This window comes from Mesorhizobium sp. USDA 4413, from assembly GCF_056280365.1.
On sequence record NZ_JBVPRP010000001.1, the window covers coordinates 2,854,467 to 2,870,609 of the forward strand.

Genomic DNA, 16,143 nt, shown 5'->3' on the forward strand with positions numbered 1-16,143 from the left:
TGAGGGGTGCTCTAGGGAAAGCCAGCGTCTCACTCCGCTGGAACATCCCTCATTCCGTCTCTGCGCTTGCGCGCCGATCCGCCTTCTTCCGTAAGGAGAGAAGGAGAGGGCGCACCGCTACGCCAAGTCCTCGGAATGGCCGATCGTAACACCATATTCCGCGGCCGCGTCCAAAATGGTGTGCCACAGGCTCTCGGCGAAAGTCGCGAACACCAGGAGATCGAACACCGCCTGCCCGTCAGCCCGATCCTGGCCGCGCCAGAGCGTGACGCTGGTGTGATCCATCGATGTGGCGGCAGCCGTGCCGACCGGGAACACATCAGGATGCAGGTCGATCGACGACAGCTTGGCGAGCATCGCGCGTGCCTTATCGCCGGAGACGCTGATCAGCGCCCGCGCATGCGATTGGTCGGAAAGCGAGGCCGATCCCGCAAAGACAGGCGCAAGGCGATCCATCGTGTGTCTGCCGCCTTTCGACAGCACAAGGAACTGGTCCGGCCCGGACCAGATCAGCGTCGCGTCGGTCGTGCCGATCGCCTTGGGTGTTTCCGGCGCGGCGATGCCGAAGTGCGTTCGCGCGGCCTTTATCATCTCGCCGGCCTTGCCGCGCCGCGCCATCACCTGGACGAGATCGAAATCGCGGATCTCGGTCAGCGAAACGCCGGCTTCGCCCTGCGCGCCGTAAGGGCCGGCGACCAGCGCGCGGTCGAGCGGGCTGCGGATGTCCCAGGAAAAATCAGCCACGCTGGCGCCCTCCATCCGGATCGTAGAAGACGGAATTGCAGAGCTCGACATCATAGTCCTCGCCGCGCAGCGGATCGTGCGCGCGCACGATCTCACCGATGCGCTCGCGGCCGCGCTCGACAAGGCCGAGCCCGATCCACCGGTCGAGCACCGGCGAGAAGCAGACCGAGGTGACATAGCCCTGGTCGTTCTCCGACCCCGGTGTCTCGCCCTTTGGAATGATGTGCGCGCCGGAGCGCAGGCGGCGCGCCTTGTCGGTCGGCTTGATGCCGACGACCACCTGCCGGTTCGGCGCGACCAGCGCCTCGCGCGCGGCCATGACGCGGCCGATGAAATCCTTCTTGGTCGACATCATCTTGCCGAGGCCTAGGTCGGCAGCCGTCGTGGTGCCGTTAAGCTCCGGCCCGGCGACATGGCCCTTTTCGATACGCATCACCCCGAGCGCCTCCGTGCCGTAGGGCGTCACGCCGAACGGCTTACCGGCAATCATCAGATTGCGCGCCATCGCTTCGCCATAGCGCGCCGGCACCGAAATCTCGAACGCCATCTCGCCGGAGAAGGAGATGCGGAACAGCCTCGCCTTCAGGCCGCCGCGCAACGCAACTTCCCGCGCGCCCATGAACGGAAAGCCTTCGTTCGACAGGTCCTCGGCCGGATCGACGATCTCTTTCAAGAGATCGCGGGTTTTCGGCCCGGCGATCGAGAACTGCGCCCACTGGTCGGAGACCGAGGTCAACTGCACGTCGAGCTCGGGGAACAGCACTTGGCGGCAGAATTCCAGATGCTGCATCACCAATCCGGCCTTCGCCGTCGTGGTGGTCAGGAAGTAATGATCCTCGGCGAGGCGGGAGGTCGTGCCGTCGTCATAGACGATGCCATCCTCGCGCAGCATCAGCCCGTAGCGCGCCTTGCCGACGGCGAGGCTGGAGAAGGCGTTGATATAGACGCGGTCGAGGAAGGCACCGGCATCCGGGCCATGAACGTCGATCTTGCCGAGTGTCGAGACGTCGCAGAAGCCGACGCCGCTGCGCACCGCCTTGACCTCGCGGGTCACCGACTCCAGCCAGTCCTTCTCGCCGGCGCGGGGGTACCACTGCGCGCGTTTCCATAAGCCGGTATCGACGAAGACGGCACCCTGTTCGGCCGCCCAGTGATGCGAGGGCGTCAGCCGCGTCGCATGGAAATTCTCGTCGCGGTGATGCCCGGCGAAGGCGCCGATGGCGACCGGTACGTAAGGCGGCCGGTAGATCGTCGTGCCGGTCTCGGGAATGGATTTGCCGCTGACCGCCGCCATTATTGCGAGGCCGGCGATATTCGAGGTCTTGCCTTGGTCGGTCGCCATGCCGAGCGTGGTGTAGCGCTTCAGGTGCTCGACCGACTCGAAACCCTCGCGCTGTGCCAGCTCGACGTCGGACGCGGTGACGTCATGCTGCTGGTCGACGAAGGCCTTGCCTTTGCCGGCGACATGCCAGAGCGGCGTCAGCGAAAAAGCCTCGTCATCCGCGACCGACATCGATCCGATATTGCCGCTGCGTCCGGCATCGCGCGCCGCAGCAGCGCCTGCCTCGAATCCTTCGTGTAGGCAGGCGCCAAGTCCGAAGGCGCCGTTGGCGGCGCCCGCTGCCGCCATGCCGGGCGGTGCGCCGTCAGGCACGAAGGCGGCGATGTCGTCGCGCCATTTCGGCCGGCCGCGATGGTAGGAGGTGAGGCCGACCGCCGGGTTCCAGCCGCCGGAGACGGCGAGCCCCTCGGCCTCGACCTCGGCGCGCGCCCCGCCGGTCAGCGAGACGGAAATCTTGCGCACGCCGCCCTTGCCGCCTTCGACGCCGCTGACGGAGCCGTGCAGCACCGGAAAGCCGCCCTTGCCGGCCAGCGCGCGATGCGCCTGCGAGACATCCGGTCGCGCATCGATCACGGCGGCCACTTGAAGACCCGCCGCGATCGCCGTTTCGGCCGTACGCCAGCCATCCTCGTTGTTGGTGAAGAGAGCGATGCGCCTCGCCGGCGTGGCCGCGTAGCGGTTGATGTAGCTGCGCATGGCCGACGCCATCATCACGCCTGGCGTGTCGTTGCCGGCAAAGACGATCGGTCGTTCGATCGCGCCGGCCGCCACGACGCAGCGCTTGGCCACGATCCGCCACAGCCGCTGGCGCACCTGATGCTTCGGTGGCACCGGCAGGTGGTCGTTGACGCGCTCGATCGCGCCATAGGTGCCGCCATCATAGACGCCGAACAAAGTGGTGCGCGTCATGATGCGCACGTCGGGCATGGCCTCAAGTTCGGCAACCGCGCGCGCGATCCATTCGGCGGCCGGCAATCCGTCGATCGTGCCGCCATCGGCGAGCAGGCGCCCGCCAAGGACAAAATCCTCCTCGCAAAGGATGACGCGCGCGCCGCTGCGTCCCGCAGCAAGGGCAGCCGCCAGGCCGGCCGGCCCGGAACCCGCGATCACCACGTCGCAATGCGCCCAGGCCTTGTCGTAATGGTCCGGATCGGAAACGCCCGCGGCGCGACCGAGGCCGGCGGCGCGGCGGATCGCCGGCTCGTAGATCGCTTCCCAGAACGTCGCCGGCCACATGAAGGTCTTGTAATAGAAGCCGGCGACGAAGATCGGCGCGAACAGCTGGTTGACCGACATGACGTCGAAATTGAGCGACGGCCAGCGGTTCTGGCTGGCGGCTTCGAGGCCTTCATAGAGCTCGGCCGTCGTCGCCTTGGTGTTCGGCTCGCGCCTGGCGCCGCTGCGCAGCTCGACCAGCGCGTTGGGCTCTTCCGAGCCGGCGGTCAGGATGCCGCGCGGGCGGTGATATTTGAACGAGCGGCCGACGAGCTTGACACCGTTCGCGACGAGCGCGGAAGCCAGCGTGTCGCCCTTGAAGCCCGAGAAGGTCTTGCCGTCGAAGCGGAAGTTGAGCGGTGTCGAGCGGTCGATGAGGCCGCCGTCGTTCAGCCGGTTTGCCTGGTCGCCGCGCATCACGCACCGACCTTGGCGGCGCCGACACCGGCCGCCGGCTCCACGGCCGAAATCTCATGCGTCAGCGTGTTGCGCGTGACCCTCAGCCAGGCCCGGCAGCCGCCGCCATGGTACCAATGCTCGTTCATCACGCCGGCGATATTGTCGCGCAGATAGACGTAATCGTAGACCGCATCTTCGCCGGCATCGGCCGCCGGGCGTTGCGGCTTGGCGTCGCCGAGATAGGTGAACTCGCCGAGTTCGCGTTCTCCGCAGAAAGGACAGGTAATTCGCATCTTGCTATGGCGGCCTCAGTGCAGGTTCGGTTGGGCGCCCTGGCCCTTCTCGTCAATCATGGCACCGCGTCGGAACCGGTCGAGGCGGAAGAGCGCGGCTTCCTTGTGCGATTGATCGCGGGCGATGAGATGGGCAAAGACGAAGCCCGAGCCCGGCGTCGCCTTGAAGCCGCCATAGCACCAGCCGGCATTGATATAGAGGCCGTCGACCGGGCTCTTGTCGATAATCGGCGAGCCGTCCATCGACATGTCCATGATGCCGCCCCACTGGCGCAGCAGCCTCACGCGGCCGATCATCGGGATCAGCGCCATGCCGCCTTCGCAGACATCCTCGACCACCGGTAAATTGCCGCGTTGGGCGTAGGAATTATAGCCGTCGATATCGCCGCCGAAGACCAGCCCGCCCTTGTCGGACTGGCTGACATAGAAGTGCCCGGCGCCGAAGGTCATGACATTGGGCAGGAGCGGCTTGATCGCCTCCGAGACGAAGGCCTGCAGCACATGGCTTTCGATCGGCAGGCGCAGGCCTGCCATCGCCGCGACGCGCGAGGAAGAACCCGCCACCGCCATGCCGACCTTGCCGGCGCCGATCTTTCCGCGCGAGGTCTCGACGCCGGTCACCTTGCCGTTGGCGTCGCGCGTGAAACCGGTGACCTCGCAATTCTGGATGATGTCGACGCCGAGCGCGCTCGCCGCATGCGCGTAGCCCCAGACGACGGCGTCGTGCCGCGCCGTGCCGCCGCGCCGCTGCAGCAGCCCGCCTTGCACTGGGAAACGCGCATTGTCGAAATTAAGGAACGGCAGCATTTTCCTGAGAGCCGCCTGGTCGAGCAGCTCGGCGTCGATGCCGTTGATGCGCATGGTGTTGCCGCGCCGGGCGAAGGCATCGCGCTGCGCGTCGGAGTGATAGAGGTTGAGCACGCCGCGCTGGCTGACCATCGCGTTGTAGTTGAGGTCCTGCTCCATTCGCTCCCAAAGCTTCATCGACAATTCGTAGAAGCCGGTGTTGCCGGGCAGGCCGTAATTGGAGCGGATGATGGTGGTGTTGCGGCCGGCATTGCCGGAGCCGATCCAGCCTTTTTCGAGCACTGCGACGTTGCGGATGCCGAATTCGCTGGCGAGAAACCAGGCGGTGGCGAGACCGTGGCCGCCGCCGCCGATGATCACCACGTCGTAGCGGTCCTTCGGCGCTGCGTCGCGCCAGGTGGGCTGCCAGTTCTTGTGGCCGGAGAGGGCGGCGCGGGCGAGCGAGAAGATCGAGTATTTCATCAGTTCATTCCGCTCGCACCGCCGAGATATCAGATATCCAGCGTGTGGTCGCGCTCCCACTGCGTGAAGTGCGACGCATAGGAATTCCATTCCTGCTGCTTCAGCTTTAGATATGCCGACGAAAATTCCTCACCCAGCGCCGCCTTGAGCGATTTGTCATTGTCGAACTCGCGCAACGCATCGAGCAGGTTGAGCGGCAGTTTCGGCGCGTCGGTCACGGTATGGCCGAACTGGTACATGTCGATGTCGTGGCGCTTGCCGGGGTCCGCCTTGGAGCGGATGCCGTCGAGGCCCGCAGCGATGATCACCGCCTGCAGGAGATAGGGGTTGGCGGCGCCGTCCGGCAGGCGCAATTCGAAACGGCCGGGGCCGGGCACGCGCACCATGTGGGTGCGGTTGTTGCCGGTCCAGGTCACCGTGTTCGGCGCCCAGGTCGCGCCCGAAATGGTGCGCGGCGCGTTGATGCGCTTGTAGGAATTCACCGTCGGATTGGTGATCGCGGCAAGCGCCGAGGCATGCTTCATGATGCCTCCGAGGAAGTTCTTGCCCTTGGCCGAGAGGCCGAGCTCCATCGCGTTGTCGGCAAACACATTGGTCTTGCCGGTCTCATCCCACACCGAGATGTGCGCATGGCAGCCATTGCCGGTCAGGCCCTGGAACGGCTTCGGCATGAAGGTCGCGCGCAGGCCGTGCTTTTCCGCGATCGACTTGACCATGAACTTGAAGAAGGAGTGCTTGTCGGCCGTCGCCAACGCGTGGTCGAAGGACCAGTTCATCTCGAACTGGCCGTTGGCGTCCTCATGGTCGTTCTGGTACGGGCCCCAGCCCAGCGCCAGCATGTGGTCGCAGATCTCGGCGATCACGTCGTAACGCCGCATCACCGCCTGCTGGTCGTAGCAGGGCTTCGACGCCGTGTCGTATTGGTCGGAAATGGCCGTTCCGTCCGGTGAGATCAGGAAGAACTCGGCCTCGATGCCGGTCTTGACGTGCATGCCGTCGCGGGCCGCTTCAGCGACCAGCCGCTTCAGCGTGTTGCGCGGCGCCTGGTCGACCTCCTTGTCGTCCATGATGCAATTGGCCGCCACCCAGGCGACGTCTTTCTTCCACGGCAATTGGATGACCGACTCTGGGTCCGGCACCGCCAGCATGTCCGGATGCGCCGGCGTCAGGTCGAGCCAGGTTGCGAAACCGGCAAAGCCCGCACCGTCTTTCTGCATGTCGGCGATCGCCTGCGCCGGCACCAGCTTGGCGCGCTGGCCGCTGAACAGGTCGGTGTAGGAGATCATGAAATATTTGACGCCGTTCTCCTTGGCGAATGCGGCGAGATCGTTCCCCATTATAGTTCCTCGCTTATGTGATCTTGGAAGTTGTCTTAGAAGCCGTTCTTCCCCGGTATCCAGTTGGTGCCGGCCAAAGGCACGCCGGCCATGGCGGCGGCTTCGATGGAGAGCGCGACGAGATCCTCGGGCTCGAGATTGTGCAGGCTGTTCTTGCCGCAGGCGCGGGCAATTGTTTGAGCTTCGAGCGTCATCACCTTGAGGTAGTTCGCCAGCCGTCGTCCGGCCGCGATCGGATCGACCCGCTTCATCAATTCGGGGTCCTGCGTGGTGATGCCGGCCGGGTCGCGGCCCTCGTGCCAGTCGTCATAGGCGCCGGCTGTGGTGCCGAGCGCATTGTACTCCGCCTCCCAGCGCGGATCGTTGTCGCCGAGCGCGACCAGTGCCGCCGTGCCGATCGACACCGCGTCGACGCCGAGCGCCAGCGCCTTGGCGACATCGGCGCCATTGCGGATGCCGCCGGAGACGATCAACTGCACCTTGCGGTGCATGCCGAGGTCCTGCAGCGCCTGCACCGCCGGCCTGATGCAGGCGAGCGTCGGCTGGCCGACATTCTCGATGAACACTTCCTGGGTCGCGGCCGTGCCGCCCTGCATGCCGTCGACCACGACGACGTCGGCGCCGGCCTTCACCGCGAGCGCGGTATCGTAATAGGGCCGCGCCCCGCCAACCTTGACATAGATCGGCTTTTCCCAGTCGGTGATCTCGCGCAGCTCGAGGATCTTGATCTCGAGATCGTCCGGTCCGGTCCAGTCGGGATGACGCGAAGCCGAGCGCTGGTCGATGCCCTTGGGCAGCGTGCGCATCTCGGCGACGCGGTCGGAGATCTTCTGGCCGAGCAGCATGCCGCCGCCACCCGGCTTGGCGCCCTGACCGACGACCACTTCGATAGCGTCGGCACGGCGCAAGTCGCGCGGGTTCATGCCGTAGCGCGAGGGCAGGTACTGATAGACCAGCGTCTTCGAATGCCCGCGCTCTTCCTCGGTCATGCCGCCGTCGCCGGTCGTTGTCGAGGTGCCGGAGAGCGTGGCGCCGCGACCGAGCGCCTCCTTGGCCGGGCCGGAGAGCGAACCGAAGCTCATGCCGGCGATGGTGATCGGGATCTTCAGCTCGATGGGCTTCCTGGCGTGACGCGAGCCGAGCACCACCGAGGTGTCGCAGCGCTCGCGATAGCCTTCGAGCGGATAGCGCGAGATCGAGGCGCCGAGGAACAGGAGATCGTCGAAATGCGGCAGCTTGCGCTTGGCGCCGGCGCCGCGGATGTCATAGATGCCGGTCGCGGCCGCGCGGCGGATTTCGGAAAGCGTGTAATCGTCGAAGGTCGCGGATTTGCGCGGCGTCGTCGGCGGGTTGCGGTAGGTCATCTTGCCTCAATACGCGTCGGCGTTATCGATGTTGAAATTGTAGAGCTTGCGGGCCGAGCCGTAGCGCTTGAACTCCGAGGCCATGACGCCGGTGACGCCGGCCTTGTCGAGCAGGCCCTGCAGCAATTCGATATGCTCGGGCCGCATCTCCTTGGCGATGCAGTCGGCGCCGAGGCTTTCGACCTTGCCGCGCACGAAGAGCCGCGCCTCGTAGATGGAATCGCCCAGCGCGTCGCCCGCGTCGCCCAACACCACGAGATTGCCGGACTGCGCCATGAAGGCCGACATGTGGCCGATATTGCCGTGCACGACGATGTCTATGCCCTTCATCGAGATGCCGCAGCGCGACGAGGCATTGCCTTCGATAACCAGCAGGCCGCCGCGGCCTGTGGCGCCTGCATACTGGCTGGCGTCGCCCTTGATGACGATCGAGCCCGACATCATGTTCTCGCCGACGCCCGGGCCGGCCGAGCCATGGACGGTGATCGCGGCGCCGTCATTCATGCCGGCGCAGTAATAGCCGACGCTGCCGCGCACATCGATGGTGATCGGCTGGTCGACGCCGACGGCGACCGAATGGCTGCCCTTCGGATTGAGCACTTCCCAGGCGGTCTCGTTCGAGCCGGGCGTGAGCTTGTGCAGCGCCTGGTTCAATTCGCGCAGCGAATGTTGGGATAGGTCGAAGACGCGTGACGCCTGACTGTGGGCATGGCCTTGCTCGCGCTCGGCCTTCGACATCGGAGTTGCCGGCATCAGCTCAATGCTCCCAGAAATAAACGGTTGCGGGCTCAGGCTCCCAGACCCGCGCATTGTCGATGCCGGGAAGCTTGGTCAGCGCGCGATATTCGGAGCCGAAGGCGACATACTGGTCGGTCTCGGCCATGACCGCGGGTTTGCAGGCGATCGGGTCGCGCACCACGCCGAAGCCGTTCTTGGTGCCGACGACGAAGGTGAAGAAGCCGTCGAGGTCGGAGAGCGTGCCTTCCAGTGCCTCCCCGAGATTCTTGCCATGCGCCATCCGGTTGGACAGATAAGCGGCCGCCACTTCCGTGTCGTTCTCGGTCTCGAAGGTCATGCCGTCGCGGATCAGCTCGCGGCGCACATTGTTGTGGTTGGAGAGCGAGCCATTGTGCACCAGGCACTGGTCGGCGCCGGTCGAAAACGGATGCGCGCCCATCGTCGTCACCGCCGATTCCGTCGCCATGCGGGTGTGGCCGATGCCATGCGTGCCGGTCATCGCGCGCACGCCGAAGCGTTCGACGACGGCTTCGGGCAGGCCGACTTCCTTGTATATCTCAACTGCCTCGCCCGCGCCCATGATGCGGATGTCGGGCCGGAGCGTCTGCAGCACCTCGCGCGCGGCGTCGACCTTGTCCGGCGTGGTCCGGATCACCGCATGCGTGGACTTGATCGCGACGCTGACCGGTGCGCCAATCGCCTTGGCGAGTTCGGCGTCGAGACCGCGGAAATCGCGATCCGGCTTCGGCGACTGCACGGTGATCTTGGCTTCATTGCCGGTGGCCGCGCCATAGATGGCGATGCCGGCGCTGTCCGGTCCGCGGTCGCTGAGCGACACCAGCATCTCCGACAGCATGGCACCGAGCTTCGGCTCCAGCGCCTTGTCCTTCAAGAAAAGTCCGACGATTCCGCACATCCCAGCCTCCGACGTTTTTTGGCTCTCAGATGGTGTATCCAATGAGCGAGCCGAATTCAATTGGTATGAAAGAAATTTTCCTGTGGTTACATATTAGACGTCGCATCGCCGTCGGCACTATCGCTGTCCGGGCGCGCCTTGTGAACCCAGATCGCATGGCGGATGCGCGCAATCCGGTAGGCGTCGAGGATCGAGAAGGCATAGATCAGGAAGCCGCCGGCATGGCGGCCGATGAAGCTGGCGTCGGCGGCCGCCAGCTTGGTCGTTATCCAGCCAAGGATCACCATGAAGAAAAGGAACTGCAGGCCGCGCGCCGGCACGCCGAGCATGACATGGCCGCTTGCCGGCAAGACGATCGCGGCGCCGAGCACAAGATAAGGATTCACGGGAGCCGGGGTGGCGGTTTCGTCGCTCATGCCGCCTGCCTTTCGCGCCGGTTGATGGCTTGGCGAAGGGTCGAGGCCACCTCGAGCAACCGTTCGATCAAGGCCGGATCGATCCCGGCATCGCCGAACGCGGCCTGCCGGAACACGCCATAGCGTGCGCGCTCGGCCTCGGCCAGCAGCCATACGATGCGCACGCCCTTCGGCGTGATCAGCAATTCCTTGGCGCGTCCTTCGGCAAAGATATCGGTATGCGAGGCGATCAGGTCCTGCGGGAAGGCGACGCCTCTGCGGTCGGTCTTGAGCACGGCGTCGGCGGGAAAGCCGAGCACCTTCGGCAGCGTGTGCGGCAGATGGTCGAAATTGGAGAATGTCGTCGCCGAATTCGGCCGCATCATCATGTCGAAGACACCCGGCACCGCGACCGGCTCGGTGATCGAAACGCTGAGCCAGCGCGTCGGCAGCTTTCGTGTCGCCAGCGTGTCGACGATGGTGCGCAACTGGACGCGCTGGCCGTTCCAGGAACCGCCCCAGGTGACGACACCGGCCGTGCCGTCGGAAATGTCGGCGGCATCGGGAACGACACTGCGGACGCTCGCCGTATCAGCGGCCAAGGCCGCCTTCGCCCTGTCGCGGCCGGCGCGCGCCAGCCAGGCAATATGGGCGGCGACAGCCAATGCGATCGCCCCGGCAAGCAATACTGACGTCAGTTCCGACATTTCGACACGCCACGGCCCGCCGTCGACGGGCGGGCCCTTACTCCACTCAATAACCCTGCGGCTTCGGCCACGGCATGGAGAACTGGTCGCCGCGCCGCACGAATTTGTAGCGGTAGAAATGGAACCACAGCGAAATCAGGAAATAGAACACCGTCATCGCGATCAGCTGCGAGCCGAAGCCGAGAAAGATGGCGAAGAACGTCACCATGCACAGGCAGAAGAGCACTATTGCCGGCAGCGGATGGAAGGGATGCGTGTAGCCGCGGCGGATCGTGCCCAGCGGCCACTTCCTGCGAAACATCATAATGTTGATGCTCATGAAGGTGTATTGCAGCACGCCCGACAGGATCGAGAAGGTGATCGCCTGGTTAAGGTCGGCGATGAAGGCGAAGGCCAGCGCGATCGGCAGCAGGAACAGGATTGAGCGATAAGGCGTGCGGTATTTCGGATGCACCGCCGAGAACCAGCTCGGCAGGTAGCGGTCGCGGCCGAGCGAGAACCAGGCGCGCGCCGCGTCGTTGATGCAGCCATTGGCCGAGGCAAGCGCCGCCAGCAGCGTCGCGATGAACAGCAGGTTCTCGAGCAGCGGGCTGCCCGTCAATTTGCCCGCGTCCCACAGCGGATAATAGGTGATGCCGAGATATTCCCACGGCATCAGCGAGGCGCAGACATACCAGGTCATCGCGGCGGCGATCAAAAGCGTGATCATGCCGGCCATGGTGCCATAGGGCAGGGAGCGCGCCGGCGAGCGCACTTCCTCGGCCGCCTGCGTCGTGCCCTCGATGCCGAGATAATACCAGATGCCGAACTGGAAGGCGGCGATGACGCCGATCCAGCCATAAGGCAGCGCGTTGCCGGGCGTGACCAGCTCGTTCAGCTTCAGCACCGCGCCTTGGGTCCACGGGCTGACGGAAAAGAACAGGACGACGATCGAGACATAGGCGATGGCGGTGATGACGAAATTGACGTTGAGCGTCATCAGCACGCCGCGATAGTTGAGCCAGGCGAGCACCACGATGGTGGCGGCGATGAAAGAATTATGCGTCAGTCCTTCGACGCCTGCCTTGGCGACGATGGTGTCGCCAAGCAGGATCGCGTCCGACACTTCGAGCATCGTGTAGGCAAACACCAGGAACAGCGCGACGTTGAAGGCCATCAGTGGTCCGACGATGTGCTTTGCCTGCGCGTACTGGCCGCCGGCCGCGGCGACGGTAGACGTCACCTCCGAGTCGATCATGGCGACCGAGGTGTAGAGCAGCCCGACGATCCAGCAGACGATCAGCGCCGCGAGCGCGCCGCCCTTGTCGGCGGAGAAATTCCAGCCGGTGAACTCGCCGACCAGCACGATGCCGACGCCCAGCGCCCACACATGCGCCGGGCCGAGCACCCGAAGCAGTGAGACTCTGTCGCCATGGATTACCGTTTGTCCCGTCTCAACCGCGGCCGTCATGTCAGTCCCCACTCAGATCCGGTGTTTTTCGGAAACGGCCTCAAGCTCGCCTTCGCGCGAGGATGTCAGCACGGCTTCGGAATAGGTCGTGTCGACCTTGAACCAGTCGTAGAGCATCCACGCCGCAAGCACGACCGAGATCCCCCAGCAAACGTAAGACAGTCCCATCCACATGATGTTTTCCCCGGACTATTAGCCGTCGTCGAAGTCTATTTGTCGTCGAACTTCTCGTTGATGACCTCGCGATATTCCTTATCGGAGGCGCGGAACAGGAAGACGAAATAGGCGATCAGCACGATCGCCATGATGATCAGCGTCGGCCAGTCGATGATGTAATGGAAGCGGTTCTGGATGATGTCGTGCGCCGTCTCCGGCGTGTAGCCGAGCTTCTCCCAGATCGAGGCCATGGTGGCGTTCTGGCCGAGCGCGTCCCAGGTCTTGGCATCGAGCGGATCGATCGACTTCGCCGCTCCGGCGAGGCCGAGCTTCAACGGCAACCACAGTGCCACGAAGATTGCGACCACCACCACCGCGATGTCGAGAATCTGTCCGGCCTTGTTCTGCTCCGGCGGGATATAGCGGGCCATGGCTTCTCCCCTCAGGATTGGCGGTTGCGGGCAGCGTCGGCGTTCTTGATGTCGAGCCCGTAGATGAAGTCCTTGTCTTCCTTGTAGTGGTTGAGCATGGCGAGGATGGCGGCGGTGTTGAAGATCAGCACCGCCGCGGCCGCGATCGCAACCACGAGCTTGATCCCGCTGTGAGGGATGTAAGCCCAGGTCATCAGGAGGACGAAGAGGATCGTCGCCCACAGGCAAACGATCAGGAGCACGGATCCGCGCACGTCGGAGCGGTACAGCGCCTCGATGCGCTGCTGCAGGTCGGACATCGTTTTTCCCCTTCTGGCGACGTCCGGCCCCGAACAGACCGGGCGTCCACTCTTTCAACAGAGTGAAATTTTTTTCATAAATTCCGCTCGATTCCGCAAATTGTCAAGCCGGATTTACGCACCGTAAAGCGTTTGTCCACGGGCAAGAAATTTGCCTGACAATGAAATTATTTGCTTCAAGGGGATTGCAGGGCTTCGCGGTTTGCGGTCAATATTCGCACAAGCTCCGCCAGCAAGCAGGAGCAGGGAACGGCAACGACTTACATCGACGGAGGACGATCGGATGACGGCATCCTGGAGATTCTCGACCTTGGCGGATCGCCATCGCGCGCTCGGCTCGAAGCTCGAGGACTGGAGCGGCATGGGCACCGCCTGGACCTACGACAAGGATGCCAACGAGGAATATATCGCGATCCGCACCAAGGCCGGGCTGATGGATGTCTCCGGCCTGAAGAAGGTCCACATCACTGGTCCGCATGCCTCGCATCTGATCGACCTCGCCACGACGCGCGACGTGGAAAAGATCTATCCCGGCAAATCGGCCTATGCCTGCATGCTGAACGAGGCCGGAAAATTCACCGACGACTGCATCCTCTACCGCATCAGCCCGAACTCGTGGATGGTCGTGCACGGCTCCGGCACCGGTCACGAGGAGCTGCAGCGGGCGGCGATGGGTCGCGATGTCTCGCTGCGCTTCGACGACAATCTGCATGACCTCTCGCTGCAGGGCCCGACCGCCGTCGACTATCTCGCCAAGCATGTGCCGGGCATCCGCGACCTCAACTATTTCCATCACATGCAGACGCAGCTCTTCGGCTTGCCCGTCATGATCTCGCGCACCGGCTACACCGGCGAGCGCGGCTACGAGATCTTCTGCCGCGGCCAGGATGCCGGCACGATCTGGGACAGGATTCTCGAGGAGGGCAAGAGCGCCGGCATCATTCCCTGCCGTTTCACCACGCTCGATATGCTGCGCGTCGAGAGTTACCTGCTCTTCTACCCTTACGACAATTCACAGAAATATCCGTTCGAGAACGAAGGCCCCGGCGATACGCTGTGGGAGCTCGGCCTCGATTTCACCGTCAGCCCCGGCAAGACCGGCTTCCGCGGCGCCGAGGAGCATTATCGGCTGAAGGGCAAGGAACGCTTCAAGATCTTTGGTGTGCTGCTCGACGGCAAGGAGCCGGCGGACGAGGGTGCGCCTGTCTACCGCGACGGCAAAAAGGTCGGCGTGGTGACCTGCGCCATGTATTCGCCACTGGTCGAGAAATCGATGGGCATCGCCCGTCTCGATGTCGATTGCGCCGTCAAGGACACCAAGCTCGAGATCCGCAACAGGAGCGGTTCGATCAAGGCGACGGCGCAGCCATTGCCGTTCGACGATCCGAAGAAGACCAAGCGCACCGCCAAGGGTTGAGGCTTTAATCAACGGGGAGGGGTTTCAAAGGCACTAGAGCATGATCCCGAAAAGGGGGAACCGGTTTTCGGGAAAGATCATGCTCCAACTGATCTAAGAGAGAATGGCAGCCAAGACGATCATCAGCCGGCCCATTTACGGAACCTTGTCTCCACAGCCCGGCAAGCATCATCTTTTCATCGCCGATGCCGAAGGCGCGCTGGCGATAACCGACATGGCCGGCAAGGCGCCGTCCGGCTTTTTCGACGGCGCCGAGATCGTCTTCATTCCGGGGCCAGAGGGCAAGCACATCGCCGCCCTCGAAGCGTTGAAGCCGGCACAGCTCCACATCGCGCCGTCCTTCGCGAGTCTCTTGCCGCGGCTGAGACAAACGCTGACCAACGCCCGTATGGGGTTGCGCCTCTATCTTGCCGGCACCGAAGGCCTGATCGGCCAGGCGATGCAGGCCGCGCTCGAAGCCGGCATCGACCACACCTCCATGCAGACCGAGCATCGCGGCTCGCTGGCGCGGCGCATGCAATGCGTGCACTGCAAGGGCATCACCGAGAACGTGACGACGCAGCCGGCGCTCTGCTCGCATTGCGGCCTGCTGCTTCTGGTGCGCGATCACTATTCGCGCCGGCTGGCCGCCTTCCAGGGTGTCTGTATAAACGCTGAGGATCGCTCCGAGATTCCTCCGATGGAGGAGATCTTCCGATGAGCACCGGCACCACCAAGCTCGACGTCGTCGTCAGCGACGTCGTCCCCGTCAACGAGCTCGTCACACGTTTCCACTTCCGGCGCCGCGACGGCGGACTGCTGCCGACCTTTTCCGGCGGCGCCCATGTCGTGGTCGAAATGCGTGACGGCGACCGCACCAGGCTCAATCCCTATTCGCTGATGGGCTCGCCGCTCGACACGCGCGAATACACGATTTCCATCCGGCGCGACGATGCCGGCCGCGGCGGCTCGCTGTTCATGCACCGGCAGGTCAAGCCCGGCCTGGAGATGGTGATCAGCTATCCGGTCAATCTGTTCTCCCTCGACCTCAGGGCGAAGAAGCACCTGATGCTGGCGGGCGGCATCGGCATCACGCCCTTCATGGCGCAGACGTCGCAGCTGGCGGGCACCGGCGGCAATTTCGAATTGCATTACACCTGCCGCACGGCTTCGCTCGGCACCTATGCCGATGTCTTGCAGCAGCGCTACGGCAACCGGGTCAGGCTCTATCACGACGACCGCGAGGAGCGCATCGATCTCGATCGGCTTCTGTCTTCGCAGCCGCTCGGCACGCATCTCTATGTCTGCGGCCCGGCCGGCATGATCAACTGGGTGCGCGATCGCGCGGCAAGCCTCGGCTGGCCGCCCGAAACCGTGCATTTCGAACATTTCGCGGCGCCGCAGCCCGGCGCGCCGTTCAACGTCGAGTTGGCCGTCAGCGGCAAGACGATCCAAGTCGGCGAGCAGCAGAGCCTGCTCGAGGCCATGGAAGCCGCCGGCGTCGACCCGCCTTACCTCTGCCGCGGCGGCGTCTGCGGGCAGTGCGAGACCAATGTGATCTCCTACGAAGGCGAGTTCATCCACAACGACCACTGGCTGAGCGACGAAGATCACAAATCCGGTTGCAAGATCATGCCTTGCGTCTCGCGCTTCGAGGGCAAGTCGCTGATCCTGGAAAGATAGGAGGCGTCA

17 protein-coding genes are annotated in these 16,143 nt (G+C 64.2%); 3 read left to right on the plus strand and 14 right to left on the minus strand.

Going from position 1 to position 16,143, the window contains the following annotated elements; genetic code table 11:
* Positions 1–117 precede the first annotated feature (117 nt).
* The 14 genes from ACVMIM_RS13650 to ACVMIM_RS13715 form a co-directional block, all read right to left on the minus strand.
* Complete coding sequence (locus ACVMIM_RS13650; protein WP_476112494.1) at positions 118–744, minus strand: sarcosine oxidase subunit gamma; 627 nt, start codon at positions 742–744, stop codon at positions 118–120.
* Positions 737–3,718 carry a sarcosine oxidase subunit alpha gene (locus tag ACVMIM_RS13655; protein WP_476112496.1) on the minus strand — a complete coding sequence of 994 codons (2,982 nt, stop codon included), beginning with the start codon at positions 3,716–3,718 and terminating at the stop codon, positions 737–739. Before ACVMIM_RS13655 ends, ACVMIM_RS13650 begins: the two co-directional genes overlap by 8 nt.
* On the minus strand, positions 3,718–3,993 hold the full coding sequence (locus ACVMIM_RS13660; RefSeq protein WP_476112497.1) for a sarcosine oxidase subunit delta: 276 nt from the start codon (positions 3,991–3,993) through the stop codon (positions 3,718–3,720). Before ACVMIM_RS13660 ends, ACVMIM_RS13655 begins: the two co-directional genes overlap by 1 nt.
* Positions 3,994–4,008: 15 nt before the next feature.
* Positions 4,009–5,262, minus strand: coding sequence for a sarcosine oxidase subunit beta family protein (locus ACVMIM_RS13665; protein WP_040998060.1), 1,254 nt, complete (start codon positions 5,260–5,262; stop codon positions 4,009–4,011).
* Positions 5,263–5,291: 29 nt separating this feature from the next.
* Positions 5,292–6,599 (minus strand): type III glutamate--ammonia ligase, encoded by a 1,308-nt coding sequence (glnT, locus tag ACVMIM_RS13670; protein WP_476112498.1) that lies wholly within the window; start codon positions 6,597–6,599, stop codon positions 5,292–5,294.
* A gap of 35 nt (positions 6,600–6,634) precedes the next feature.
* The gene (locus tag ACVMIM_RS13675) at positions 6,635–7,963 is read right to left on the minus strand and encodes an FMN-binding glutamate synthase family protein (protein WP_112126011.1); all 1,329 of its coding nucleotides are present in this window, start codon (positions 7,961–7,963) and stop codon (positions 6,635–6,637) included.
* Between the two features lie 6 nt (positions 7,964–7,969).
* A complete protein-coding gene (locus tag ACVMIM_RS13680) occupies positions 7,970–8,701 on the minus strand; it encodes a GltB/FmdC/FwdC-like GXGXG domain-containing protein (RefSeq protein WP_476117213.1) in 732 nt (243 codons plus the stop codon).
* A 19-nt stretch (positions 8,702–8,720) separates the two neighbouring features.
* Positions 8,721–9,617 (minus strand): class II glutamine amidotransferase, encoded by an 897-nt coding sequence (locus ACVMIM_RS13685; protein ID WP_476112500.1) that lies wholly within the window; start codon positions 9,615–9,617, stop codon positions 8,721–8,723.
* Positions 9,618–9,703: 86 nt separating this feature from the next.
* Complete coding sequence (locus ACVMIM_RS13690) at positions 9,704–10,033, minus strand: hypothetical protein (RefSeq protein ID WP_476112501.1); 330 nt, start codon at positions 10,031–10,033, stop codon at positions 9,704–9,706.
* Positions 10,030–10,719, minus strand: a complete 690-nt coding sequence (locus tag ACVMIM_RS13695; protein WP_476112502.1) for a hypothetical protein — start codon at positions 10,717–10,719, stop codon at positions 10,030–10,032. The genes ACVMIM_RS13690 and ACVMIM_RS13695 overlap by 4 nt, the downstream gene beginning before the upstream one ends.
* 46 nt (positions 10,720–10,765) lie before the next feature.
* Complete coding sequence (locus tag ACVMIM_RS13700; protein ID WP_476112504.1) at positions 10,766–12,169, minus strand: APC family permease; 1,404 nt, start codon at positions 12,167–12,169, stop codon at positions 10,766–10,768.
* A gap of 12 nt (positions 12,170–12,181) precedes the next feature.
* Positions 12,182–12,343 (minus strand): hypothetical protein, encoded by a 162-nt coding sequence (locus tag ACVMIM_RS13705; protein ID WP_040990881.1) that lies wholly within the window; start codon positions 12,341–12,343, stop codon positions 12,182–12,184.
* Positions 12,344–12,378: 35 nt separating this feature from the next.
* Positions 12,379–12,756 (minus strand): hypothetical protein, encoded by a 378-nt coding sequence (locus ACVMIM_RS13710; RefSeq protein ID WP_040998044.1) that lies wholly within the window; start codon positions 12,754–12,756, stop codon positions 12,379–12,381.
* Positions 12,757–12,767: 11 nt separating this feature from the next.
* On the minus strand, positions 12,768–13,055 hold the full coding sequence (locus tag ACVMIM_RS13715; RefSeq protein WP_040998042.1) for a hypothetical protein: 288 nt from the start codon (positions 13,053–13,055) through the stop codon (positions 12,768–12,770).
* A gap of 283 nt (positions 13,056–13,338) precedes the next feature.
* Between ACVMIM_RS13715 and ACVMIM_RS13720 the strand changes: the two genes are divergently transcribed.
* From ACVMIM_RS13720 to ACVMIM_RS13730, 3 genes are all read left to right on the plus strand, one after another.
* Positions 13,339–14,472, plus strand: coding sequence for an aminomethyl transferase family protein (locus tag ACVMIM_RS13720; RefSeq protein ID WP_476112507.1), 1,134 nt, complete (start codon positions 13,339–13,341; stop codon positions 14,470–14,472).
* Between the two features lie 103 nt (positions 14,473–14,575).
* The gene (locus tag ACVMIM_RS13725; RefSeq protein WP_476112509.1) at positions 14,576–15,172 is read left to right on the plus strand and encodes a dimethylamine monooxygenase subunit DmmA family protein; all 597 of its coding nucleotides are present in this window, start codon (positions 14,576–14,578) and stop codon (positions 15,170–15,172) included.
* The gene (locus ACVMIM_RS13730; RefSeq protein WP_476112511.1) at positions 15,169–16,134 is read left to right on the plus strand and encodes a PDR/VanB family oxidoreductase; all 966 of its coding nucleotides are present in this window, start codon (positions 15,169–15,171) and stop codon (positions 16,132–16,134) included. The genes ACVMIM_RS13725 and ACVMIM_RS13730 overlap by 4 nt, the downstream gene beginning before the upstream one ends.
* Positions 16,135–16,143: the final 9 nt, after the last annotated feature.